This is a genomic window from Sphingopyxis terrae subsp. terrae NBRC 15098 (genome assembly GCF_001598815.1).
Lineage (GTDB): Bacteria > Pseudomonadota > Alphaproteobacteria > Sphingomonadales > Sphingomonadaceae > Sphingopyxis > Sphingopyxis terrae.
The window spans coordinates 1-21,775 of record NZ_BCZQ01000031.1; the positions used below are offsets into that span (position 1 = coordinate 1).

Annotated in this window: 28 protein-coding genes; 24 read left to right on the forward strand and 4 right to left on the reverse strand. The window is 64.4% G+C overall.

The genetic code is table 11. The features are described 5' to 3' along the window. The 4 genes from STE01S_RS16160 to STE01S_RS16175 all read left to right on the forward strand — a co-directional run. Positions 1-249: zincin-like metallopeptidase domain-containing protein (locus tag STE01S_RS16160; protein WP_255265995.1), on the forward strand; the 249-nt coding region annotated here is incomplete at its 5' end. 40 nt (positions 250-289) lie between these two features. Then, the gene (locus STE01S_RS16165; protein ID WP_062769665.1) at positions 290-898 is read left to right on the forward strand and encodes a DUF6927 domain-containing protein; all 609 of its coding nucleotides are present in this window, start codon (positions 290-292) and stop codon (positions 896-898) included. A 42-nt stretch (positions 899-940) separates the two neighbouring features. Further along, positions 941-1,141: a hypothetical protein gene (locus tag STE01S_RS16170; RefSeq protein ID WP_062769668.1), complete on the forward strand. Its 201-nt coding sequence runs from the start codon at positions 941-943 to the stop codon at positions 1,139-1,141. After that, on the forward strand, positions 1,141-1,647 hold the full coding sequence (locus tag STE01S_RS16175; RefSeq protein ID WP_062769671.1) for a thermonuclease family protein: 507 nt from the start codon (positions 1,141-1,143) through the stop codon (positions 1,645-1,647). Before STE01S_RS16170 ends, STE01S_RS16175 begins: the two co-directional genes overlap by 1 nt. Positions 1,648-1,651: 4 nt before the next feature. On the opposite strand, the gene STE01S_RS16180 is transcribed toward STE01S_RS16175, so the two are convergent. Further along, positions 1,652-2,140: a hypothetical protein gene (locus STE01S_RS16180; RefSeq protein WP_062769674.1), complete on the reverse strand. Its 489-nt coding sequence runs from the start codon at positions 2,138-2,140 to the stop codon at positions 1,652-1,654. Between the two features lie 78 nt (positions 2,141-2,218). On the opposite strand from STE01S_RS16180, the gene STE01S_RS16185 reads away from it, so the two are divergent. From STE01S_RS16185 to STE01S_RS16250, 15 genes are all read left to right on the forward strand, one after another. Continuing rightward, positions 2,219-3,193, forward strand: a complete 975-nt coding sequence (locus STE01S_RS16185) for a deazapurine DNA modification protein DpdA family protein (protein ID WP_062769677.1) — start codon at positions 2,219-2,221, stop codon at positions 3,191-3,193. A 104-nt stretch (positions 3,194-3,297) separates the two neighbouring features. Next, positions 3,298-3,942: a hypothetical protein gene (locus STE01S_RS16190; RefSeq protein WP_062769680.1), complete on the forward strand. Its 645-nt coding sequence runs from the start codon at positions 3,298-3,300 to the stop codon at positions 3,940-3,942. Positions 3,943-3,962: 20 nt separating this feature from the next. Next, on the forward strand, positions 3,963-5,246 hold the full coding sequence (locus STE01S_RS16195) for a hypothetical protein (RefSeq protein WP_082813387.1): 1,284 nt from the start codon (positions 3,963-3,965) through the stop codon (positions 5,244-5,246). Between the two features lie 18 nt (positions 5,247-5,264). Further along, positions 5,265-6,098 (forward strand): Mom family adenine methylcarbamoylation protein, encoded by an 834-nt coding sequence (locus STE01S_RS16200; protein ID WP_062769683.1) that lies wholly within the window; start codon positions 5,265-5,267, stop codon positions 6,096-6,098. Positions 6,099-6,157: 59 nt separating this feature from the next. Next, complete coding sequence (locus STE01S_RS16205) at positions 6,158-7,108, forward strand: adenine nucleotide alpha hydrolase family protein (protein WP_062769686.1); 951 nt, start codon at positions 6,158-6,160, stop codon at positions 7,106-7,108. Beyond that, on the forward strand, positions 7,105-7,455 hold the full coding sequence (locus STE01S_RS16210; RefSeq protein WP_062769689.1) for a DUF3768 domain-containing protein: 351 nt from the start codon (positions 7,105-7,107) through the stop codon (positions 7,453-7,455). Before STE01S_RS16205 ends, STE01S_RS16210 begins: the two co-directional genes overlap by 4 nt. 43 nt (positions 7,456-7,498) lie before the next feature. Beyond that, positions 7,499-7,693: a hypothetical protein gene (locus tag STE01S_RS19780; protein WP_082813388.1), complete on the forward strand. Its 195-nt coding sequence runs from the start codon at positions 7,499-7,501 to the stop codon at positions 7,691-7,693. Continuing rightward, complete coding sequence (locus STE01S_RS16215) at positions 7,690-8,019, forward strand: hypothetical protein (protein WP_062769823.1); 330 nt, start codon at positions 7,690-7,692, stop codon at positions 8,017-8,019. The genes STE01S_RS19780 and STE01S_RS16215 overlap by 4 nt, the downstream gene beginning before the upstream one ends. Positions 8,020-8,136: 117 nt before the next feature. Beyond that, complete coding sequence (locus STE01S_RS16220; RefSeq protein ID WP_062769692.1) at positions 8,137-8,919, forward strand: hypothetical protein; 783 nt, start codon at positions 8,137-8,139, stop codon at positions 8,917-8,919. Next, on the forward strand, positions 8,919-9,590 hold the full coding sequence (locus tag STE01S_RS16225) for an RES family NAD+ phosphorylase (RefSeq protein ID WP_062769695.1): 672 nt from the start codon (positions 8,919-8,921) through the stop codon (positions 9,588-9,590). Before STE01S_RS16220 ends, STE01S_RS16225 begins: the two co-directional genes overlap by 1 nt. Before the next feature lie 21 nt (positions 9,591-9,611). Next, on the forward strand, positions 9,612-9,932 hold the full coding sequence (locus STE01S_RS16230) for a DUF7673 family protein (protein ID WP_010124609.1): 321 nt from the start codon (positions 9,612-9,614) through the stop codon (positions 9,930-9,932). A 165-nt stretch (positions 9,933-10,097) separates the two neighbouring features. Continuing rightward, positions 10,098-10,604, forward strand: coding sequence for a DUF736 domain-containing protein (locus STE01S_RS16235; protein WP_062769698.1), 507 nt, complete (start codon positions 10,098-10,100; stop codon positions 10,602-10,604). Between the two features lie 165 nt (positions 10,605-10,769). Next, positions 10,770-11,981 (forward strand): restriction endonuclease PLD domain-containing protein, encoded by a 1,212-nt coding sequence (locus STE01S_RS16240; protein WP_120694212.1) that lies wholly within the window; start codon positions 10,770-10,772, stop codon positions 11,979-11,981. A gap of 37 nt (positions 11,982-12,018) precedes the next feature. Beyond that, positions 12,019-12,516: a hypothetical protein gene (locus STE01S_RS16245; protein WP_062769704.1), complete on the forward strand. Its 498-nt coding sequence runs from the start codon at positions 12,019-12,021 to the stop codon at positions 12,514-12,516. Positions 12,517-12,865: 349 nt separating this feature from the next. Continuing rightward, on the forward strand, positions 12,866-13,186 hold the full coding sequence (locus STE01S_RS16250; protein ID WP_062769707.1) for a single-stranded DNA-binding protein: 321 nt from the start codon (positions 12,866-12,868) through the stop codon (positions 13,184-13,186). Between the two features lie 42 nt (positions 13,187-13,228). Here the strand turns inward: STE01S_RS16250 and STE01S_RS16255 are convergent, their stop codons facing one another. Beyond that, positions 13,229-14,275, reverse strand: a complete 1,047-nt coding sequence (locus tag STE01S_RS16255) for an SH3 domain-containing protein (RefSeq protein ID WP_162928305.1) — start codon at positions 14,273-14,275, stop codon at positions 13,229-13,231. 577 nt (positions 14,276-14,852) lie between these two features. On the opposite strand from STE01S_RS16255, the gene STE01S_RS16260 reads away from it, so the two are divergent. Together STE01S_RS16260 and STE01S_RS16265 are read left to right on the forward strand one after the other, a co-directional pair. Continuing rightward, positions 14,853-15,827, forward strand: a complete 975-nt coding sequence (locus STE01S_RS16260) for a DUF2493 domain-containing protein (RefSeq protein WP_062769713.1) — start codon at positions 14,853-14,855, stop codon at positions 15,825-15,827. A 192-nt stretch (positions 15,828-16,019) separates the two neighbouring features. Next, positions 16,020-16,703: a hypothetical protein gene (locus STE01S_RS16265; RefSeq protein ID WP_255265996.1), complete on the forward strand. Its 684-nt coding sequence runs from the start codon at positions 16,020-16,022 to the stop codon at positions 16,701-16,703. Positions 16,704-17,147: 444 nt separating this feature from the next. Here STE01S_RS16265 and STE01S_RS20470 read toward each other — a convergent pair whose 3' ends face one another. Then, positions 17,148-17,324 carry a hypothetical protein gene (locus STE01S_RS20470; RefSeq protein ID WP_162928306.1) on the reverse strand — a complete coding sequence of 59 codons (177 nt, stop codon included), beginning with the start codon at positions 17,322-17,324 and terminating at the stop codon, positions 17,148-17,150. Positions 17,325-17,955: 631 nt separating this feature from the next. Between STE01S_RS20470 and STE01S_RS16270 the strand changes: the two genes are divergently transcribed. After that, the gene (locus tag STE01S_RS16270; RefSeq protein WP_062769715.1) at positions 17,956-18,180 is read left to right on the forward strand and encodes a hypothetical protein; all 225 of its coding nucleotides are present in this window, start codon (positions 17,956-17,958) and stop codon (positions 18,178-18,180) included. 109 nt (positions 18,181-18,289) lie between these two features. On the opposite strand, the gene STE01S_RS16275 is transcribed toward STE01S_RS16270, so the two are convergent. Beyond that, entirely contained in the window at positions 18,290-18,508 is a 219-nt protein-coding gene (locus STE01S_RS16275; protein ID WP_062769718.1) for a hypothetical protein, read from the reverse strand. 690 nt (positions 18,509-19,198) lie between these two features. Between STE01S_RS16275 and STE01S_RS16280 the strand changes: the two genes are divergently transcribed. Continuing rightward, entirely contained in the window at positions 19,199-19,489 is a 291-nt protein-coding gene (locus tag STE01S_RS16280) for a hypothetical protein (protein ID WP_062769721.1), read from the forward strand. Next, positions 19,479-21,773 (forward strand): type IV secretion system DNA-binding domain-containing protein, encoded by a 2,295-nt coding sequence (locus STE01S_RS16285; RefSeq protein ID WP_062769727.1) that lies wholly within the window; start codon positions 19,479-19,481, stop codon positions 21,771-21,773. The genes STE01S_RS16280 and STE01S_RS16285 overlap by 11 nt, the downstream gene beginning before the upstream one ends. Positions 21,774-21,775 lie beyond the last annotated feature (2 nt).

Sequence of the window (21,775 nt, forward strand, 5' to 3'; positions counted from 1 at the left end):
ATTGCCGAGATCGGAAGCGGCCTCGTCTGCGCCCATCTCGGGCTACCGAACGAGCTGCATGACAATCATGCCAGCTATGTCGCCCACTGGCTCGGCATCCTGCGCGCCGACAAGACCGCGATCATCCACGCCGCTTCCAAGGCCGAGCAGGCCTTCAATTATCTGCGCGCCTTCGGGGCGACCGAGGTCGGGACCGTTTCCGCGGACGTTCGGCCCGGGTCCGCTGGGCAACTCGCAGAGGCCGCCTGACCCGGCGCTTTCCTCCATTCAATTGACAAGGAGTTCAGTCATGGGATGGCTCACCATGCCTTTTGCCTCGATGGGCGGGCACCCCACCGCCAAGGCTTATCTCGATGCCCAATTCACCTACACGCGCGAGGTCGATGGCGGCTCCAAAGGGCTGAGGGTTCTGGCTTCATCCTGTCCCCAGAACCGCACCTACTATGCTGCCACCCAGGTCATGACCAATGGCGTCGGCGGCGAGATCTTTGCCATCGTCTGCAAGGTCCACTGGTGCCCCGGCAGCAAGACCGGCGAACAGTTCGGCTATAAGGACATGGAGGAATCCATGGGTCCTTGTGAGGACGGTTGTCCGCAGAGCATCCTCGATCTCCTGACCCCGACAGACAATGGTCACGCCCAAGACTGGCGTCGCCGTTGCCGCGCCCGGCTCGAGCGGCGCACCCGCAAGATCGAGGATGGCGACCGGATCAGGCTCGAAACGCCGCTCGAGTTCGTCGACGGACATACCGGGTCGGAGTTCATCGTCGAGAAGCGCGGCCGACGGGTCAGCTTCCGTGATCCCGAGACCTGCCAACGCTACCGGATCACGGGCTTCCGTGACCGGGCATGGCAGTTGGTGCCGGTGACCAAGGTCCATAAGACCATCTTTGCCTGAGGCGCCTTGCCTGTATCAGGCCTCCATCGACGAGGAGCACCCATGTTCGCCCAGACTGACGACTTGTCACCCAAGCGTTTCCTGCTCTGCAGCCGAGAGAACGCCAACCGCGTGGCGTCGCGATTGTTCGACGAGCGGTGCGAGCCGCTGAGCATCGTGCGCACGGTCAATCCACTCCAACCCTTCCGCGTCTGCAGCTCGCCGTCAGCCACCGACATGGTCGAGGTGGAGATGGTTTCGTGATGCGGCACACGACCGGCCTCATGCTCGCGGCGCTTGCCATGACCGCCGCGGCGTCGTCGGCGAGGCCGCAAACCTTCGATGCGCAAGCCCGAGCCCTCGACGGCGATACGGTCGCGGTGAATTTCAGGCTGCTTGGGGTTGATGCGTTCGAGCGCCGGCAGCTGTGTCAGAAGGTCGCCGGCTGCTGGCAATGCGGCAAGGCCGCACAGGATTTCGCGGCGAATGCGCTCCGCTCGAAGAAAGCAACGATCCAGCTGACGCCCTCGTCCAGCTACGGTCGCCCAGTCGCAATCGTGACCGTCGATGGGCAGGATCTTGGCGAACGGATGATCCGCGCCGGCCTCGCCGTGCCCGAGACCCAATATCTGCGCGGCGATTCGGCCCGAGCGGCGCGATATCAGTCGGCATTCACCCAGGCGAGAGCCCGCAGGGCAGGGGCCTTTGCCGGGACGTGGCTCGAACCGTCCCGTTGGCGGCATGGCGAAAGGCTGCGCTGCGAGCGCTGACGATTCAGTCGATCAGCGCGGGGTCCGCCCACCAGGACGGGCCCTGCTCGAAATCGGCATCCAACTTGACCATCGGCCCGTCGGGCGAATCGGCCACATAGGGATTGGTCAGCGGCATCCGCGAACCCTTCCGCCGCTTCTGCTCGCCCGCGACCCGGCCACGGCGCTCAAGAAGGTCTTCAAGCCATTCGAGATCGTCGAGCATCGCGACAACGCCCCGTCCTGCGAGGCAGAAATAGACGCAGCGCTGGAAATCGTCCGCCCCATCGTTCGCGAGGATCGCAGTCAGTTTTGCCTTGCCCGAGGGCTCGCCCTCATGGACCCAGGCCACCGCCTGTCGCAGCTCGCGCACTGAATAATAGGCGTCCTCGACGTCCATGCCGATCGACGCGTTCGCGATCATCCGGCGCGTCGGCCGATTCTCGGCATCCAGCGCCGCGTCGCGCAGCGTGATGTCGAGGTCGAAGCGGTCGCGAAATTTGTCTGTCGTCATGGCGAATCTCCTGCGCGACGGAACGTAACGTGAACATCCGAGGCCGTCAACCGCGACCGCCATTCCATGGAGCACCCCATGTCGATCGAGGTCATCGTCGGACTTCCGCATCTCGGTGAGGGCCCGATCCTCGCGCGGGCACGGTCGTTGCGCCAAGCCGCGCTCATTTCCGCAAACTGCCTCTCCCGCTGGTCCGAGAAGCGGGGCTGGCGGGAATGGATCGGATGGCGGCTGCGCCACCTCGCCAACGCTGATGGTCTCGCGGCACTTTGTCTTGATTCCGCCGGCTTCGTCGCCACCGCCCGCTATGGCGGGTTTCCCTGGTCGCTTCCCGACTATGTCGCGCTGGCCGCGGCCTACCCGTTCCGCTGGTGGGCCAGTGCCGACTATTGCGTCGAGGCCGAGATCGTGCGCGATCGTGAAGTGGTCATCGACCGCATTTCGCGGACCATTCGCGCCAATCGCGATTGCCGCAGGCTCGCTGAAGATCACGATATTGGCGCAACCTTGATGCCTGTCATCCAAGGCCGCCTGCCCGAGGACTATGGGCGTTGTGTCGACGCTCTATGGATGGCGATGAAACCCGGCGCCCTTATCGGCGTCGGCAGCATGTGCCGCCGGCCCGTTCACGGACCCGAAGGGTTGATCGCCGTTATCGATCATCTCGACCAGATCCTGCCGGTGGGCGTGCGTCTTCACGTCTTCGGCGCCAAGGGCGAGGTGCTGCCCTTCCTTCTCCCGTTCAGCCACCGCGTCGCTTCGATCGACAGCCAAGCTTACGGCATCGGCGCCCGCCAGTCGGCACGCAAGGCCGGAGTCTCGAAGACCGACCGCTTTGTCGCCCAACACCTCGAAGACTGGGTCGGCGCCCAGCACGACCGGCTCTCACGGCGGCCGCGACGCCTTCCGTCGATCGCGCATCTGTCGATCGACGTGACACCGAGCGATTCGTGGGAAGCGGCGATTGCCCAGGCCCGCGCAGAAATCCGCGCCCTGATCGAGTCCGGCGATCTCGACCATGATGAGCTGACCTTCCCGTGGATCGAGCAATAGGCGGCCGACATCTACCGGGACGGCTTCGCCAGCTGACCGGAGAGAAAGGAGAGAGGGGGAGGGGCGGTTGAGCCGATTGGTGCTCGAGACCGGAGAATCTCCCCATGACTTACGACGTCGCCATGCGCCACCAGCAAGCGCTTGATCCTAGCTCGCTGATCACAATCGGCACCACTCTCCACGCCATCGGCGCCGCGATCAAGGACTGCCGCAATGCTGGCAAGGATGCCGAAACCGATCCTGCCGTGATCCTGCTCGTCCGCCATCTCAATGCGGTGTGCGAGGGTCGGCCGTCCAGCCTGGAGCTTCGCCGCACCTGCATGGGCCAGATCGCCGAAATTCGCCGGACCCCGGTACTACGAAACCTGGCCTATCGCGGTGTCAGCTATGACGAGGCCGCCAAGCGGCTTTTCCATTCCGAGGGCCGCTCCGCGATGCGGCGCCTGGCCGGCGCCCTGGGTCTTTCCGACGGAAGCTACGACATTCGCTCCAACAAGGGCGGCCCCGCGGTCTCCGGCGAAATCACGCTCCATGGCGAGGAGGCCTGGGTGCAGCTCTCGCTGGGCTGTTCGGGCCAAGGCCGGGAAGTCCTCTATCGCCGGGTTAGCGGCCGCGACGACCACTGCGGCGATCGCAATCACTGGGCATCGGTCAATGACCTCATGGCGCCCGACCGTTTCGCCGCCCGCCTGGTGCGCGACCTGCGCCTTACCTCGCCGGTTGAACAGCCCATGCGCCTCTTTGCCTGACGTCGACGGAGGCCGAGCATATGATCCGTGCCGAGAATATTTCCCCCTTCGATCCCTGCTCGACCGCCACCTGGCTAGCCCGTGGCCGCGCGCCCGATCACGCAGAGGCGCTCGCGAGAGCCTGGCGCGACTATCCCGACCTGCCGCCGACATCTGCGGCGGCAGACCGCATGGCGCGCACCCGTGCGCGTGTCGAAGCGATGAAGCCGGTCAACGATGCCATTGCCGCACAGGCCGAGGCCGAGCGCCAGGCACGCAATTTCAGCTTCACCGAGGAGCGCGCCATCGCTGGACGCGGCGACGAGCGCGACACGGCGATCCTGCGCGGCAGGGACCGTTATGGCTATGACTGGAACCAGGCGATCCGCTATGCCGATGGCTGGCATGCGGCTCAGGCGGGTTGGAATCATCGCGCGCCATCCAAATCCGTAGAGCGGCCGGCCTATGATCGCGGGTTCGCCGACGGTGGCGGCGACGTCGATGATCTCTTCGATGCGGCCCGCCGAACCAATCTCGCCGCCGAACGAACGCCTATCCGGCTGCGCCCCCAAATAGCGGCGCGATCGTTCCCCTCGGATTGGCCGAAACCCAGCGACGGGCCTCGACCGACAGCGTGGTCACGCCGGGTCATCATCCTTGGCGATCACCCGGCATCGGCGCTTGGTCGAGGCGAGATCTTCGAGCGTTTTCGCGAGACGGGAGGTCGCTACGGCGGCCGTGCGATCATCCTCACGGCGGCCCACGGCTTCATTTCCGGCGCGTCCACCGTGCCAGACGGCGACGAACTGACGGCGGCTCGTGCCGATGAACTCATTGCCAGTGCCGAGCAGGAAGATCGTCTTCGCGCGCTTCTGGCGGGCATGGACGTTGAGGACATCCTTGTCGCACTACATGGAGAATATCTGAGGGTTATCGACGCTCACGCCGCCGCACTACCGACCTGCCGGAATCGGGAGCGCACTCGCAACACACCGCTGCAGGTCAAGGCGCATGTAAAGCTATGGATGGGCCGAGGCCGCAAGGCCGGGAAGAATGTCGGCGCAGGCCACATTCGTTGGTCCAAGGCGACCAAGGGCCTCACCGCCAAGCTCGGCGAGCTTACAGCGCGCTATCAGGGGCCAGCGCCTGGAAAAGGCCATCTCCTTTCGATCGAACAGTGCGGCGCACTGGCGCACGGCTTCACCAGCTCTGACGGCGACCTGCTAGTTCCGACCATTGTCGTCGGAAGCAAGGCCCGGCTGCGCGACGAGATGGCGCGCGCGCTTCGCTTGTTCGGCGGGGCGACGAGGTTCGCCGCCCGCTAGTCTCTGGGGACCCAAAGCATGGAAACGACCCGCAGCCAGCGCTGGCGCGAACGCCGGGCGCTATGGGCTCGTGATCTCACGGTCATCGACCCTAAATCCTACACTGTCGAGATCATCGACCATCACCTCGCGCGTGCTTTCATCGAGTGCCACCATTATCTCCCGAGTTACCCCGCGGCCCAACTCGCCGTCGGGCTCTATGGCACCGGGGCCTCGCTCGAAGGGGTCGCCGTCTTCGCCGTGCCAACCACCGGCGCGGTGATAACACGGCACACCGGCTTTTCCGATCCGGACCGCGGCTGCGTGCTGGCACGTCTGATCCTGACAGACGCAGTGCCCCAAAACGGGGAGAGCTTCTTCGTCGCGCGGGCCTTTCGCCATCTCCGTCGTGAGAAGCCTGGCATCGAGGCCGTGGTTTCCTACAGCGATCCAGGCGTCGGACATATTGGCCGCGTCTACTGCGCGCTCTCGGCAGCCCACCGGGCGGTCACGAGGCCACGGACCGTCCTGCGCGCCGGAAACACGACGATCGCTGGGCGGACGCTCTCAAAGATCCGTCTCGGCGAACGAGGCCATTCCGGTGCGATCGATCAGCTCGTTTCGCTTGGCCTGCCGGCGCCGGGGTTCGGGGAGACACCTGCGGCATGGCTCTGGCGGCTCCAGCGCGACCGCCACCTCCTGCGCCATCAGCAGCCGGGTCTCTACGCCTATTGCTTCGAGCTGACGCGCGAAGCCCGTCGTAACGGCCGCGCGCTGCCGCGCCTGCCTTACCCCAAAGCCCTGCCACTGGCCCATCCGACCTTTCAGTTCGACCTCCCTGACGAGGCCGAGGGCCGCGCAGCCGGCGAATAGCGAGGGGAGGGGGGTTTTCGAGGTCGCGGCGATGGGCCGCGATCGAGGCTGAGAACCCCATGCACATTCCCAACAGCACGCGGTTGGTGGACACCATCCTGGTCGCTGCCCCGCCGCCCGTCGTCCTCGCCTATGGTATCGGCGTCGATTCAACGGCCCTCCTTGTCGAACTCGAGGCAAGGGGCGAACCGCCCGATCTTGTTCTTTCCGCCGATCCCGGCGCCGAGAAGCCCGAGACCTACGAATTTCAGGCGATCATGGCCCGGTGGATGGCCGCTCGCGGCATCCCCTACGAGATCGTCCGCTATGTGCCGCGGCGGTTCAAGAACTGGCCGCCCTATTTCACGATCCTGGAGAATGTCCTGACCAATGCGACGCTTCCCAGCATCAGCATGGGACGCCATAGCTGTTCGCTCAAATGGAAGGTGGCTCCCCAGGATACCTTCCTAAAGCAATGGGCACCGGCCCAGGCCGCATGGGCGCGCGGGCAACGGGTCATCCGCCTCATCGGCTATGACGCGTCCCCAGCGGACAGCCGCCGCTATGCCCATGCCGCGACGATCGACGACCCTCTCTTCGATTGCCGATGCCCGCTCCGCGACTGGAACTGGACACGCGATCGCTGTGTAGCGCGCATCGTCGAGGCTGGATTGCCCGTTCCGCCCAAGTCGAGCTGCTTCTTTTGCGGCGCGATCCGACCCGAGGAGGTGCGCGCGCTCCCGCAATGGTGCCTGCGTCTCATCGTCCTCATTGAGGCCCGCGCGGAACCACGACTGCGCACCGTCGAGGGACTCTGGCGCCGCTCGACCAAGACGAAGCCGGGGAAGATTACCGATTTCATCCGCGCCGAGCGCTTGCTCGCCGAGGCCGAGGTCGCGGCGATCCAGCGCGACGCCCCGACCGACCTCATCCGCTTCCAGGACGCCGCCAGCTTCGTGCCGCTCTCCGAGCGCCCGACCATGGAGGCCTGGATCGACAGCTTCAATGCCGGACTCAAGGAGGCAGCATGACCGACCAGACGACCCGCATCGCCGAGCTCAACGACCTTTGTCGGCTCGGCCTCGACCGCACGGCGCGAACCGTCATCACCGCCACCTACCTCGCGGCGCTGACCGAGGCCGAAGGGCCCGAAGCAGAGATCCTCGCCCAGGCCGAGGTGCTTGGGGCCGTTCGCCGCTACGCTTTCGCGCCCCAGGACGGCCCCGAGCGAGCGCGCGGCGAGCTGATCCTTCGAGGCCGAACCGTCCGCTTCACGATCGACTATTACGATCGGGCGCTCGAATGGGGGTCCGAAAACCCGGCCGACCCCAGCGTCACGACACGGGTCATGACGATCATGCTTCCCGGCGACGACTAGGCTGTCTCGTTTCCCCCTTCAACAGATCATCAGGAGAAATGCAATGCGTCGGATCACGCCGGCGACGCCCGAGCATGGGCAAGCGATCGCGATTGCAGTTGAGCGTTTGCGCGAAGCCCGTACCTTGTTGCGCCAGGCCGGTGCCCGTCAGGCTGCCTCGGCCGCAGGCAAGGCGATCAGCAGCGCCGAGGGCGCTGCGCGTCATGTTCAACATCGTATTCGGAGGACATGTGGATGAGCCGTCACGATCTCCAGCCCAAGGCCGATCAGCCCCATGTCGTGTGCGCCACCATCGGTTGGGACAGGCCATTGCAGACGTTTTTCGCGCAGGTCTTCTTCGTCACGGAGGACGAGCCCGAGGAAGGGGAGGCTCTCATCTGGATCGGCACCGAGCCTGGCGAGCTGCTGACACCAGAGGCCGCGATCGCGATTGTCGAGCCGCATGCCATTGTCCCGGAAGATCTCGCCGTCAGGCTAGGGGACGAGATGCGCGAGACGATCGGCGTCAAGGACGGATCCCACCAAGCGGCGGCGAAGCGTAGGCTCTTCGGATCGGTCCACTAGCAGGCCGTCCTGCCGGTTGGACGATGGTCACTCCCACTTCGCCGATCACAATGGACTCGCAATCTCTGCTATTTGTGTTATATGGAGCACACGATATAGCGAAACTAGGATATACCGATGGTAGCCGCATCCACTCTCGATACACAGGCCCGTGTCCGCACGCCGCGCCGGGCGCGCGGCAAGAAGCGCGCCTTCTACGCATCGCCGCGGATCGCCGCCGTCGCCGGCAATGGTCATGTCGTGGTCGATTTCTCGATTGGGCAGGATCCAGACAATCTCGTCGTTCTCAGAGAAGCACTTGCCTTGAGTGCGTCCGAGGCCGCACCCAAGGCGAGCGGCGCCAAGTTGCCGGCAGCCGCGGTCAAGCTTCTTGTCACGGCATTCGAGAAGGTTGCCGCACGCTATCTCCAGGACAAATTCTCCACCGAGTTCGAAAAACTCATCTCGGAGTATCGACTGATGCTCCGCGAGAATCTCGCGACGGGTGACGACGCGCAACTCAAGGCCGCGCTCAATCGGGCTCGCCTTCAGGAGCGGATCCTCGCGAGCACGCAAATGGCGGATCAGGCCCAGGCCTGTGAGCTGCTCGGTCTCTCCGGCGCAAATCCGTCGGCCACGATGAAGCGCAAGGAGGAAAAGAACGAGCTGCTCCGCTTCACGGTCGATGGTCGAGCCGCCTATCCGCTGCTGCAGTTCGATGTCGAGGGTCGCCGGATCTATCCGGCCCTGAGCGAAATCATCGCCAAGAAGCCCGATCATTGGACCAGCTTTCGGCTGCTCCACTGGCTAACCCGGCCTCATCTCGATTTCGAGGACTCGCCTGGCGCGTCGCTGGGTAGTGAACCCGAGGTTGTGATCGCCGCCTTCGAGCGTGAGATCGAGCCCGAGGTCCATGGCTGATGCGGGTCAGCCTGAAAATCCCCAACCCAGCCACGATGAAGGTTGGGAAGGAGGACTATCATCTGCTCAAGGCCGGGACCGAATTGCATCGAGTTCATCTCGATGAATTCGGCTCGGCCGAGTTCAACGGCACGAACAAGGGGAATGCGCGCTTCTCGCCGATCCGCGATGCTGGCGGCGCCATCATCCCGACCATCTATGCGGCGCAATCGTTCGAATGTGCTGCATGTGAGATTATCCTGCGCTGCCCTGACAGCCCGCAGCGCAATCGCACGAAGGTCGCGCCCCCCCAGATCGTCTACCCCGATGACTACCGGCTACACGCCCACAGTTATGTGCGCACGAAGCATGACCTCAACCTGGTCAGCATCACGATCACGGGTCAACGCAAGATCGGCGTGAATGGCAACGCCCTCCTGGCTGGTCCAAGGAGCACCTATCCGGTGACGCGGGGCTGGGCGGAAAAGATTCACGCCGCCTGTCCGTCCGCTCAAGGGCTCTATTATACGTCCTACCAATATGGTCCCGAGTTCGCGGTCCTCCTGTTCGGCGATCGTGTGCCGGACGATATCCTGGATGGCTTGAGCAAGCGCGATATCGCCGATCCCGTCTGCCATGACGAGATCCAGAAACTCGCGGCCAGTCTCTCGATCGATTACGAAGATGTCTGAGCCTCAGCGGGAAGACCGTCGATGACGACCGTTGCGACCGACTATGATTCAGCGCGGGCCGCGCTGACCCGGCTGATCCCGATCGCGATGAGCGACACCGGGCAGTCGAAGCGCGTCGCCGATTTTCTCATGGCCTGGTGGAACGGGCCCGACCTCGGCCACTTCCAGATAGCCGATATCTTCGGGCTCGACGTCGCGATCGCCAACGACATCACGACCGTCATCGGCTTCCTGGGCCAGAACGATCGCGGTGCGGTCTATATCGACAGCCTCGGATTTGCCGAGGAGATGCAGGACATCATCGCCCTGTGGCGCTCGCCGGCATCGCGGCCAGGGACCTGAGACCCGGGACAGCTTGTAGATGACCTGAAACGACCGACGGCGCCGCAGTGGCACCGATCGGAGCGGCGCTGGCGCGCCTTACTCGGCCGAACGGCCGAGGAGGGGAGGGGGTGAGAGAAGGTGTTCGGACAAGGGGTTCGAGCGAACTTTCTCAGGAGACGACCCATGAACATCGGCACCATCACCCAGAACGCCAGCGGCACCTACACTGGCAAGATTTCGACCCTCACGCTGGCGATCGTGATCGCGCTGCGCACCGTCCAGTCCGCCAATCCGCGCGCTCCCAAGTTCGAGATCCTCGCGCTCTCGGCCGCCCGTCAGTGGGTCCAGGTCGGATCGCTGTTCGAACTGTCGTCCAACGCGACCGGCGAGAGCTTCCTCAACGGCAAGATCGAGGATCCCAGCCTCGACAAGCCGCTCTACATCTCGGCCTTCCGCCAGGAGGACGGCTCATACAACGTCGTCTGGTCCCGTCCCACCCGCCGGCGCGACGCGCCCACCGACACGGTTGCCGCCGACGACAGTCTGCCGCCGCTGCCGGGTGCCGGCGAAACCGCTCCGCCCGCTTCCGGTGACGGTCTGGGCGAGTCCTCGGCCGAAGGCGCTTTCGGCGGCGAGGCACCGGCTGGCGGCGGTCGTCGCCGTGGTCGCACGCCTGAAATGGCTGACTGACCCCCGCCAACCGCTCCTCTCTCGGGCCCGCTTCGCCTTCCTCGCGAAGCGGGCCCTTTTTTCGTTTGATTGGCCCGATCCCGGTCAATCTCCGGGAATTTCTATGCGTGTCCCAAGCACCTGGCTAAGCACTTACCAAATAGAGCGGGGGTACAGGGGCGGGGTATGCAAATCGCATTATTGGACGCAAAGAAGATCGCGCGCCGCCTGACCGCGCTCATCGAAAAGCATGAACGGATCTCCATTGCCGTCGCGTGGGGCGAACTGACCGATATCGCCGAGACCCTGCTTGCCGCCAAGGCCAAGTTCGGTTCGGTGCTGCTGGGCGCCGACTTCTCGGCCACCGATCCCGATTTGATCGAGCGCCTTGCCGATGTTCCGGGCGCCTTCGTTGCCAAGAACCGGCCGGGCTGCTTCCATCCGAAGATCTTCTACTTTCAATCCGGCGCCAAGGCCGAGGCGATCGTCGGCAGCGCCAACTTCACCAAGGGAGGTCTCGGATCGAACCATGAGGCCAGCGTCCATGTGAAGGGCGCGGCCGACCATGCCTTCTTCGAACAGGTGCGTGACCAGCTCGCGGGCTATGCGCCGCTTCATCTGCCGATCACCCGCAAGCTCGCCGATAGCTATCGCCGTCAGGCCGAGGCCGCGCGCAAAGCGCCGAGGCCGAAGAACCCGGTCCTGCCCGCCGAGGCCAAGGACTGGGCACGTATCACCTCGCCGCTCGCGATCATGTCCTGGCGGGACTTCGTAAAGCTCGCCCGCAAGGACACGCACCACGACTTCAAAAAGCGCATGAAGCTCGTTCGCGAGATCCAGCAGATGTTCGCCAAGACCGCGTCCTTTGCCGATCTTTCCGTCGCCGAATGGAAGGGGACCGCCGGCGTACTTGGCGGGATCGAAGCCGAGGCCGCCGGTCTCGACGACTTCGATTGGGGCTGGTTCGGATCCATGGGCGGCGCCGGCACATTCGCCGAGCGGATCGGCCAGCAGAACGCGGCCCTCGCCGCGGCGCTGGATTCGATCCCCAAGCGCGGAGCCGTCACGCAAACCCAGTTCAGCGACTATGTCCAGGCATTCACCGACGCCTTTTACGGCTCGTCCCGGACCGCCCGGCTCGGGCCTGCAACCCGTCTGCTCGCCATGAAGCGCCCGGACGTCTTCGTTTGCGTCAACGGCGGCAACAAGCCCGGCCTGGCAGTTGCGCTCGATTTTCGCCCAACGATGCTGACCCTCGACAATTATTGGGACTGGGTGATCGAGCCCATCCGGCAAGCGCCCTGGTACAATGCCGCCCGGCCATCTGGCCGCGACATGGAACTGTGGGACGCGCGCGTCGCCATGCTCGATGCTATCTACTACGCGCCCACCACATAACCGGCATTGCTACCATCCCAGAAACCGAGAAACGTGCATGGCTGACGATCCCTTTCCCTGGTCCGGTGACTTCAACGCGCTCGATCCGATCGATCAGCGCGCGGTCGTTGAGCTTGTCGTCAAGGGCAAAGCCGTCACGGGAACGGTCGATGACCTTCTCATGCGCCTCAAGCGGACCCGCTGCGTGGCGCTGCTACGGGAGACGGACACCAACCCCATCGTCGCTGCCGCCGCATGGAAGACCCCGGCCGCGACCTATCGGCGCAAAGGCTTCGCCGCGGCCGCCGTTCCGATCGCGGGGTTCGAGGTCGCGCCCGAACTTGGCTATGTCGTGATCGCGTCCGATATGCGCGGCAGGCACCTTTCGGGCGGGCTGGTGGACGCCATCGTCGCGCACATCACCGAACCGACCTTCGCGACGACCTCCAGCAACACCATGAGGAACAACCTCCAGCGCTCCGGCTTCACCCGGGTCGGCAGTGACTGGGAGGGCAAGGACGGCACATTGTCCTTGTGGACGATTATTCCCGGCTGAGCCGGGCTTCTTCGCGGCAAGCCAGTCACCATCCTCGTCCACCCGGCGTCATGACCGGGGTCTGAAGCGCAGCCAGGTTCCAGGTTGGTCATGCGCTGCCGGCGATCGATGCGTCGTGGGCCGGTGCCCGATTGAGTCCAGCGTCCTTCCTTCGCCTGTTCCCGACACCTGCGGCGAACGGTCCCGGCCCGCAACCCGGTCCGGTCGCCCGTGTTGCCGCTACGCGGCTGCCCGCGCCAGCTCCCTCCAGGGGTTCCCCTTCGCTTGCGCTGCGGTGCACGCCGATCCCGCACGCCGCTCTTCGGTGTCACCGGCGGGAAGGCCGCTGGACCCAACGAGGAGCACAACCATGAACAACGTCAATCTAGCCGGCCGCGTCGCCAAGGATCCCGAGACCCGCGGCAGCGTCACCACCCTCATCGTCGCGACCGACCGCGTGAAGCTCAAGGACGGCAAGACCTATGTCGACGAGGCCACCGGTTACACCGCCAAGGAGACCGAATTCCACAAGGTCACCTGCTTCAACGGCCTCGCCCGGTCCGGCGCCTCCCGCAAGAAGGGCGACGTCGTCGCGATCAGCGGCAGCCTGCACTATTCGAGCTGGGAGGATCGTGAAGGCATCACCCGCTACGGCTGCGAGATCCGGGCCGACAAGATCGACTTCTTCTGACCAGCAAGGGCGGCGCTCCGGCGCCGCCCATCCACCTTTTCGTCAGGAAGCGGGCTCGTCCAGCATCTGCACCGCTGGCGCATAGACCCAGCCTTCGGACAGCTGGTCGGTCAGGAGATCGCGGTAGACCACGAGGCGCCATTTCCCTCGCGTTTCCTTGACCGCGAGTTGCGTTCCCTCGACCCCGTGCATCAGCACCGGGGCCTTTCCTTGCGGCTCGCGGCGGATCGCCGCGTCGCGCTTCAGTTCGGCCCGCGGCAGGCCCTCGACATAGGATGCGTCGGCCGCCTCGTTGGCCGTCACGATCTTGTCGAGCTTGTCCTGCACCGCTTCGATCTTGACGTTCATCTCCGTGAACGCCTTTTGCTCGGCCGGCGACAAGTCGGCAGGCACCATCAAGTGCCAGATCGTTATCGCGATCAGAACCAGTTCGATCAGCTTGATCGCGCCGACACCCTTGATCTCCTTGAGCGTGTTCTCCTGCAGCCCCGCGAAGATCGTGCCGACCAGCGACAGGAGCTGTGCGAACAGGCCGATGCTTTGCGCCTGGCTGTCGGCATGGCCGATCGCCTCGATCAGTCCGTGCGCCTCGAGCACCTGTTCGGCGACGATCACCACCGTGCTCTTGGCAACGAGCTCCGCGCTGGCACGCAATGTCATCATGTCGAGCATCCGGGCCTGCTCGGCGGCCAGCTTGATGCCGGCGAGGTTCGGCGCGAACCGATCCGAGAGAGCGCGGAACTGCTCGGTCCATTTCGAGCCCGCCACCATCTTCTCGATGAAGGTTCGATTGGTGTCGACCAGCCCTGCGAGCTTGAGGATATCGGCGCCCGTCGACGCGGCCAGCAGCTGCTGGGTCTTGAGGATGCCGAGATCCTTGCGCGCTACGCTCAGCGCGGTGCTCTGAAGCGCCAGCATCCAGGAGGGCGTCGAGCGCGCCTGCAGCGCTGCCATATTGGCCGCATGAAAGGTGCTGCTCGAAAGCAGGTTGCTCAGCACTCCGCTGTTCTGAATGCTGGCGATCTGCGCCAGCACACCGGTCTTCTCCAGGTCGCGATAGGCCGCCAACGGTCCTTCGAGCGCCTTCATGCGCTGTTGCAGCTCATAGCCTGGCCCTCGCGCGAGCTTGAGCAAATCGGCCATTTCGCGCTGGCGCTTGTAGAGATCGTTGAGCGGGCTTCCTGGCCCAAAGGGATTGTTCGTCGTCATGTCCGCCACTTGCCAGATTCGTGGGCAGGGTTCGACCAACATTCGCTGCACCAGCGTGAACCGCGGAAGAGGCGGGGCATCCCGTCCGCTGGACGGGCCCGGTGCTCTACTCGCCTGCGGCTCCCGGAGCCCCGGTTTCCGGGTCTCCGCCCTGCCGGGTGACGATCACCTTGCGGGGTCCGGGGGCGAGGGGAGTGCCCTAAAAAATCTCTCTCTTATGACTTCCTAGATATGACGTGCGGGGATCCGAGCCCGTCAAGGATGAGCGGTCCCCCCAATTTTCACGCGCCCGGTCCTCCGCTTCGCTTCGCACCGGACCCGAGAAAATCGGCTCCCCCGCTCCCCGCTGGCGCGGCGTTAACCGGGGTCCGGCCCCGGTGAACGTCCCTGACTGCCCCGACCACCGCACGTCCTGAGGAGAGCCTCATCGAGTGGATGAGATCCAACGGAGGCTATCATGACCAATTTCACGAACTTCGCAGACCTTGCCAGCCACATCGCAGCGAGCCGCGGCAACGATGCCCAGGTTGAAACTTACGAGGGTGCGTTCCTCGAGCATGACGAAATGGCGAAGATGACCATCGTCGATCCGGCGGAAAAGGCTGAGATGCCCGATCCGGATCAGGTTCGCGTCGCCGTCGAAATGATGATGGCCACGATGTTCGATGTGCTGCGCGACACCCGGATGGAGGAGTTCGCCCGCGATCTCGCCTGGGGGTTCGCCAACAGCTTCCATGTCGTCGCCAAGCGGATCGAAGGCCGCGAGGATGACGCCGCCAAGAAGCTCGGTGACCTCGCGCGCAACTACGACCCCTCGGAAAGCTACGCCTTCGAACTCGAAGACACGCAGCTCCTCTGCCAGACGCTGCAGGGGTGCCGCGAGGCGATGGAGTGCATGCGCGACCATGCCGCCGAGGTCTACCGCGTCGAAACCGGCAAGCCCTTCTCGCCGGTCCGGGGAAGCCGGGTCTCGTCCGCTCTGACCGCCTCGATGGTGGACGCGCGCGACTATCTGGCCTCACGCGCACGGGAACGCCGCGAGCAGTTCGCACCCGAAGGCCCGGTGGTCGCCTTCTCGGGAGGTCAGGTCTGGGAAGATGTCGACCTGCTCTGGGACGGTCTCGACAGCATCAAGGCACGCGTTCCGGAAATGATCCTCGCCACAACCGCACAGGCCAAGGGCTGCGATGCGGTGGCCCACGCATGGGCGGCATCGCGCGGCGTAAAGGTGATCCAGTTCCGCCTCGACAAGAGCCAGGGGAACCGGGCGGCCTTCGTGCGCAACGACCGCATCCTGGGTCTGAAGCCGGTCGAAGCCGTCGTCTGCGAAGGCTCGGGCATCCAGCAGAACCTCGCCCAGAAGCTTCGGCAGGCGGGCGTTCCGCTGCACATCGTCCGCCTCGCGCACCAACGCATCAAACAGGGAGCGTGAGCCCCGAGCGGAGAGGTCCTGGCTTCGGTCGGGGCCTCTCCTTCTTTTTCTCATGTCGCTATGCGGCGCTCAGGGGCATCGAGCCCCCTCGCGCCGCCGGGGACTGACCTTCGGTCGTTGGTGCGCCGAAACCCCCGGGACGGATCGAGGAGAGGAGGAGCGAGGGAGCAGTTCCAACGAGGGAGGACGCCCATGTCCATCACGTTCCGCATCGCTACCGCCTCCGACGATCAACCCGGGCCTGTCGCCACCATCAATGCCCGCCAGCTCGCTGCCTTCCGTGCCTATCTGCGGGAGGAGGGGGAGCGCCTAGGCCTCGCCCTGCTCGATCCCGACAGCGACGACGAGCGCGAGCTCGCGCTCAACTTCGAAGCACGCGTCTGTCCGCTCGCGCTCGCCTCGCTCGCGCGCGTTTTCGACCATGATGCCGCGGTGATCGCCGTGCTCGACGAAGCCCAGTTCCGGGGCCGGCGGATCGCGGTCTGGTGGTACGAAAGTGATCGCGCGATCCGTCTGCGTCCATCGCTCACATCCGATCATGGCGATGAGCTCGATCTCGCCGAGAGCGATGCCCATGCACTGCTCGAAGGCCTCGGGCTCAACCCCGACGATGTCGGCGAAATCCCGATCGATACGATCCGTGGTCGGCTTGCCAATCCGGCGATACGGCGTCGCGCGGAAGCACATGGAATTTCCACCATGCTCGAGCGGCTCGAGCGTCTTCTCGCGATCGCTGATGCCGACGATAGTTCCCGCCTCGAATGGGCAAAGCCTCCGCCCGATCGACGGTATGAAGAAGGGCGCGCCACATGCTGGCGCGCCCTTTTTTGGCCCAATGGCCCAAGCTCATCAACGTCCCGCGCGCGGCATCCTTGAAATCCGAAGGGTCGCGTCCAATCTCTCCGGGGAGGGTGTGGCCACGCCCTCACTTGGATAGCGAAACAGACCAGCAAAACCGAAAAATCAAAACCCAGACAGTAAGAACAGCAAACCGAAAACAGCCAGCAAAAACTCAGATCCAAACAGCGAACCCGAAAAGCCAGCAAACAGCGAACCCAGATCCAGAAAAGCGAACCAGGACAATAGGGGTCGGCCCCTCAAAACACCGGACAAGCGCGTTGCAACGTATTCCCCTTCAATCTGGGGGCGCGTCCCCATCGCTGAAAGTCAGAGCGATGGAATGGCACAATTTCGCAGAGATCCTGTTTGGACTCGCGGCTGTGATCACCGCCCTAAAGCAGGGCGGCAAGAAGAAGTGAAAGAGGGCGGTGGGCGAGAGCCTGCCGCCCTTTCGCGTTTAGCTATCGGCTCGCTCAGCGATCAGGCGGCCGGGGTCTTTTCCCGACCATTCTTCGGCTTCAACAGCGCGTCGATCGCATTGCTCAGATGACGCGACGCCTCGTCCTCGCCGATCCTGGATAGATACTCCAGTGCCTGCCGCATCAGCGCCAGACCGAGCGCCCGCTGGACGGTCGGCGCGTTCGCATTGCGATCCATAGCATCACCCCGAGCGTTGAGGCTTCCAAGGAGATGCCGGCACGCCCCGACCAGATCAACTCCCGCGCACTGGGCGCGGGAGCCGGGGCTGGTAACACGTCGAGACATGCGCCTACGCTTTTAGTGCCGAGGCACCTGGACATATGCGCAGGCACCCCGGCGTAAAAGCTCACCCCGAGTTGCCGTTCTCGACGGGATTACCAGTCCCGGCGCTGCCCGTTCTGCAGCGCATCAGGGACCTAACACAGGCGCACGGTCGAACCAACCCGACGGGTGACAACCGTCCGAAAGACGCACCTGCTATGCGCGGGCTAATGGACCTGTCCAGCGGTTCGGCCGCCGCCGCGCGGGATCATGCTTTGATGATCCTTGGGGCGACATTGGCGCACCCTTCAGAGGATAAAATCTCTCACAGAATTCCGAGGATGTCGTTGAGGGAACCGCCGCGTCAAGGATGAGCGGTGCCCCCAATTTTGCCGCGACCTCCGCTCCGCTTCGCTGCGCTCCAGCCACGACAAAATCGGCACCCCCACTCCCCGCTTCGCGGCGCCGGCTATGCCGGCGTCCCTGACCCGCCGGCTCCCTCAACGACGGCCATTTCCCTGTCATTCAAGACGACAGGAGCACTGCCATGCAGATCATCTCGACCGCCGCCCACGCCGACGCCGCTGCCTATCTCGCCGCTCTCGCCTTCGCCGAGCGCCGCGCCCTACACAGCTTCTTCGACCAGCATGTCATCGAGGAGGAGCCCGGCCGCTACATCGCCATCGACGAAGGCGACTATGACGCGCTGCCGATGCGGCTCATCGACCGGGTGGTCTACACGGTCCCGGGCCGCATGTCGGACGAGTTCTAAGGATCAGGGGAGGGGCTACGGCCTCTCCCTTTTTTTGCTGGGAGAGAGACGGCCATGGGGGGCATCGAACCCCCCATAGCCGTGCCGCGGCGTTGCCGCGGCAGGACGGTCAGGCCGTCAATCGCTTCTCGACTGCCTCGATTCCGAGGGTCTTGAACCGATCCATGAGGGCCGAGAGACGGTTGGCTTCGAGCTTCAACAGGCCCGATCTTTCGATCGTCGCAATTGCCTGTTGCCGCTCTTTCTCTTCGAGCAGTTTGCGTCGGCTCTCCAGCTTCCGCTCGTCCTCTTCGAGTGCCAAACGCTCCTGTTCCAATGTCTTTGCCATAGGTGCCTCTTGTGAAGGCTAATCGGGCTATGAACGGACCGAGTATAGCGGCAGCATGGGGCGGCCGGAAGAAGAATTGAGGCTCTGGGCGCATCGGGCTTTGGCCCGATGACGGCTCTATTCGCTGGGCGGCCGACGCCCCTTGTGGGACGCCGCCGGCCAAGCTCACGGAGCCAAGGCAAAGCCTTGTCTCCGCCCGTTCGGGTCACGATCCTCACCTGCCAATGGGGCCTGACGGCCGCCATTGGTTCCGCGCCTCGGCGCTGCGTCCGAGCGCGGTGAGGATCCATCTGCCTCGCTTTCGAGATGCGACCGGCCGCGCCGCGACGTCATGACTCTCGCTTCCGCCTCACGGCGGACCCTGCCTGGCCGGACCTGGCTACAGGCCCCCTCCGACCATCATCAGACAGGCCCGGGACCTGGGATCGGTCTCTTAGGATTAGCACACCCTACGCACCTGAAGGTGCATGGTTTCCGTTGTTACACAACGGGTTAGCGCGGAAGGAAAAGAGAGTATGTTGTAGTACGGCGATGGCGGCGCATGAGATCGGCGGAAATCGGCCATTTCTGCGTAGTATGCGAGACTACGAGGGGAGGGGGCATGACGTTCAACTTGCCCGTGACCGGCCCGAGCGCTATAAATAGAGCCGTTCTTCAGTCCCCACCAGCCTCCCTGCTAGGAGGTTGGTCTTGGCTACCAGTTACAGGCACTACAATATTCGCCTCGAGCGCTCCCAGTGGGACCGCCTCAGCGCGATTGCCGCCGAGCAGAAACTGAGCGTCGCCGACATCATCCGGTCGGCCCTCAACGTCTTCCTGTCATCCTCCGATGTCCTGACCGCCAGCCAGCGCCGGCTCGCCCGGATCAGCGAGTTCCAGCAGCTCGCCCTGGACGTCATCATCCGCGAGCAATATCCCGAACTGCGCGACCGTCTCGTCGCCGAAACCGACAAGCGCCTGGTGCAATATCATGGCGCGTGAGGACATCCGCTCGAACGGGAAAAACATCCCGCTGACCCACCATTCCGCGCGCGGCCGCGTGCAGCGAAACTCGGGCAATTTCACGCGCGGCTCCCAGCTTCTCACCCACGAGATCCTGATGTGGTTCTCAGGGGCCAAATTGCCTCTGCTGGCGTGGTTCTTCGCCTTCCTGGCCGCCTGGTTCCTGATCCTCTCGATCCGCCTCGACGAGCACGGATTCCAGCTCGTCTGCATGAAGATCTATTCCGCGCTGTGGAACTGGGTCGACCTCAATCCGAACAAGCGCGTCAACGTCACCCTGCCCAATGGGGAAGTCTTCAAAACGATCATGCCGGCGGTGCCCTATATCCCCGCCGTCCAGAAGGCCTGGGACACCACGATTCGCGCCCTGATCGGCTCGCTTCTGGTGTCGGTTTTCGTCGTCGCGCCGCTCGCGATCTGGTTCATCGACATCTCCCGCCGACGCGGCAAGACGATCCTTCAGGAACGCCATGAGCGCGGCGCGATGCTCGTTGATCGGGACATGCTGGCTTCGGAAATCGCCCAGCATAACCTCGCCAAATTCAAGGAGGACGCGCACCAATTCTTCCCCCGGATGACGCCCGCCGCCGTGCTCCGGCTGCCCTTCCTCGAGCGCAAGGCGGGCGGCATTCATCATCCCTATTCGCTCGCCGGCGTCTCTTATCCGCACCGGCTCGAGCAATCTCATACCATGCTGATCGGCACCACCGGCGCGGGCAAGACCACAGAGCTTCGGAGTCTCGTCACCCAGATGCGGGCCCGGCAGGACAATGCGGTCATTTTCGACCTTACCGGCGCCTATGTCGAAGCCTTTTACGATCCCGCACGCGACACGATCCTGAACCCGATGGACCAGCGCTGCCCGGCCTGGTCGATCTTCAACGACTGCTCGACGTACAGCCATTTCACCTCGGCCGCCGCGGCGCTCATCCCGTCGGACGGCGGCTCCTCCGAACCCTTTTGGGCCCTTGCGGCGCGCACGCTCTTCATCGAGATGTGCGTCCGCTTGGCTGAGCGCGGCCAGACCAGCAATCTCGCGCTTTCCGAAAACCTGATGACGGCCGACCTGAAGCGCGTTCACCGGTTCCTTGCCAACACCATCGCCGACCCGTTGACCGCCCCGGAAGCCGCCCGCATGGCGGAATCGATCCGCGCCGTGTTCAACACCAACGCGCAGGTTCTTCGCTTCCTCCCCGACGAGGGCGAGCAGTTCTCGATCCGCCAGTGGATGACCGTCGACCGGGCACCCGGATCCATCCTCTTCGTCACCTCCGACTACGACGATCTGGAGATGAACAAGCCGCTGCTGACCTTGTGGATGAACCTCGCCATCACCAGCCTCATGACCCTGCCGCGCACGCGCTCGCTGCGCACCTGGTTCATGTTCGACGAGGTCGGCGCGCTCCATCGGTTGCCCGCGATCGAGAAGGGCCTGCAGACCGCCCGCAATTTCGGCGGCGCGATGATCCTGGGGCTCCACAGCTTCCAGAAACTGGTCGAGGTCTATGGCGAAGAAGGCGCCCGCAATCTCGCTTCGCTCGCGCGCACCAAGCTCATCCTTGCGACCAGCGAATTGAAGACCGCCGAGGAGTGCTCGCAATATATCGGCAACCGCGAAGTGCGGCAGATGGATGAGGCCTACAGCTACGGCTACAACAACAACCGCGACGCCTCGACGCTAACTCCGCGCAAGCAGGTGGAGCCTCTCGTCATTGCCGACGACATCACGAACCTGCCCTCGATGCACGGCTTCGTGAAATTCCCGGACGGCTTTCCGGCTGCGCGGATCCTGCTCGAGTGGAAGGACTATCCTGAGGTCGCGCGCGGCTTCATTCCGCGCCCCTCGATGCAGCCCGTTCGCTCCAGGCGCGGCGAGGAAGCATTTAGCGAAGAAGGTGGCGAGGCCGGCGGCCGCGACGGTGCCGCGCAGATCATCGACGAGGTGGTCGAGGCGAGCAATGTCGCCAAGGAGATGGCGGCGCGGATCCTTCAGACACCATCCGAGGAAGAGAGCGCCGACCCGGCTCGTGCCACCCAGCGCAATGACGACAAGAACGAGCAGTCGGCCCCTGCAGCGCGGGCAGGCGACAAGGCGCTCGGAAAGAATGGCGAGCAGGCGACGACGGCGCGGGGCGAGGGTGATCGTCGCGATGCTCGCGGCGCCGTTTCACCGGCACCCCAGGTCGAAGATCAGACCCTCATCGAGCTGCGCCAGGGGTTTGCGGCCGGGCGCGACGGCGACGATCTCGACATGGGGATCTGACC

Bases quoted from the DNA above. Each gene is read 5' to 3' on its own strand.
- STE01S_RS16270 (WP_062769715.1), top strand. From the start codon at position 17,956: ATGCAGATCATCTCGACCGCCGCCCACGCCGACGCCGCTGCCTATCTC.
- STE01S_RS16275 (WP_062769718.1), bottom strand. From the start codon at position 18,508: ATGGCAAAGACATTGGAACAGGAGCGTTTGGCACTCGAAGAGGACGAG.
- STE01S_RS16180 (WP_062769674.1), bottom strand. From the start codon at position 2,140: ATGACGACAGACAAATTTCGCGACCGCTTCGACCTCGACATCACGCTG.
- STE01S_RS16165 (WP_062769665.1), top strand. From the start codon at position 290: ATGGGATGGCTCACCATGCCTTTTGCCTCGATGGGCGGGCACCCCACC.
- STE01S_RS16170 (WP_062769668.1), top strand. From the start codon at position 941: ATGTTCGCCCAGACTGACGACTTGTCACCCAAGCGTTTCCTGCTCTGC.
- STE01S_RS16255 (WP_162928305.1), bottom strand. From the start codon at position 14,275: ATGAAGGCGCTCGAAGGACCGTTGGCGGCCTATCGCGACCTGGAGAAG.
- STE01S_RS19780 (WP_082813388.1), top strand. From the start codon at position 7,499: ATGCGTCGGATCACGCCGGCGACGCCCGAGCATGGGCAAGCGATCGCG.
- STE01S_RS16195 (WP_082813387.1), top strand. From the start codon at position 3,963: ATGATCCGTGCCGAGAATATTTCCCCCTTCGATCCCTGCTCGACCGCC.
- STE01S_RS16190 (WP_062769680.1), top strand. From the start codon at position 3,298: ATGACTTACGACGTCGCCATGCGCCACCAGCAAGCGCTTGATCCTAGC.
- STE01S_RS16175 (WP_062769671.1), top strand. From the start codon at position 1,141: ATGCGGCACACGACCGGCCTCATGCTCGCGGCGCTTGCCATGACCGCC.
- STE01S_RS20470 (WP_162928306.1), bottom strand. From the start codon at position 17,324: ATGGATCGCAATGCGAACGCGCCGACCGTCCAGCGGGCGCTCGGTCTG.
- STE01S_RS16260 (WP_062769713.1), top strand. From the start codon at position 14,853: ATGACCAATTTCACGAACTTCGCAGACCTTGCCAGCCACATCGCAGCG.
- STE01S_RS16200 (WP_062769683.1), top strand. From the start codon at position 5,265: ATGGAAACGACCCGCAGCCAGCGCTGGCGCGAACGCCGGGCGCTATGG.
- STE01S_RS16240 (WP_120694212.1), top strand. From the start codon at position 10,770: ATGCAAATCGCATTATTGGACGCAAAGAAGATCGCGCGCCGCCTGACC.
- STE01S_RS16205 (WP_062769686.1), top strand. From the start codon at position 6,158: ATGCACATTCCCAACAGCACGCGGTTGGTGGACACCATCCTGGTCGCT.
- STE01S_RS16220 (WP_062769692.1), top strand. From the start codon at position 8,137: ATGGTAGCCGCATCCACTCTCGATACACAGGCCCGTGTCCGCACGCCG.
- STE01S_RS16225 (WP_062769695.1), top strand. From the start codon at position 8,919: ATGCGGGTCAGCCTGAAAATCCCCAACCCAGCCACGATGAAGGTTGGG.
- STE01S_RS16245 (WP_062769704.1), top strand. From the start codon at position 12,019: ATGGCTGACGATCCCTTTCCCTGGTCCGGTGACTTCAACGCGCTCGAT.
- STE01S_RS16265 (WP_255265996.1), top strand. From the start codon at position 16,020: ATGTCCATCACGTTCCGCATCGCTACCGCCTCCGACGATCAACCCGGG.
- STE01S_RS16285 (WP_062769727.1), top strand. From the start codon at position 19,479: ATGGCGCGTGAGGACATCCGCTCGAACGGGAAAAACATCCCGCTGACC.
- STE01S_RS16250 (WP_062769707.1), top strand. From the start codon at position 12,866: ATGAACAACGTCAATCTAGCCGGCCGCGTCGCCAAGGATCCCGAGACC.
- STE01S_RS16235 (WP_062769698.1), top strand. From the start codon at position 10,098: ATGAACATCGGCACCATCACCCAGAACGCCAGCGGCACCTACACTGGC.
- STE01S_RS16230 (WP_010124609.1), top strand. From the start codon at position 9,612: ATGACGACCGTTGCGACCGACTATGATTCAGCGCGGGCCGCGCTGACC.
- STE01S_RS16210 (WP_062769689.1), top strand. From the start codon at position 7,105: ATGACCGACCAGACGACCCGCATCGCCGAGCTCAACGACCTTTGTCGG.
- STE01S_RS16215 (WP_062769823.1), top strand. From the start codon at position 7,690: ATGAGCCGTCACGATCTCCAGCCCAAGGCCGATCAGCCCCATGTCGTG.
- STE01S_RS16185 (WP_062769677.1), top strand. From the start codon at position 2,219: ATGTCGATCGAGGTCATCGTCGGACTTCCGCATCTCGGTGAGGGCCCG.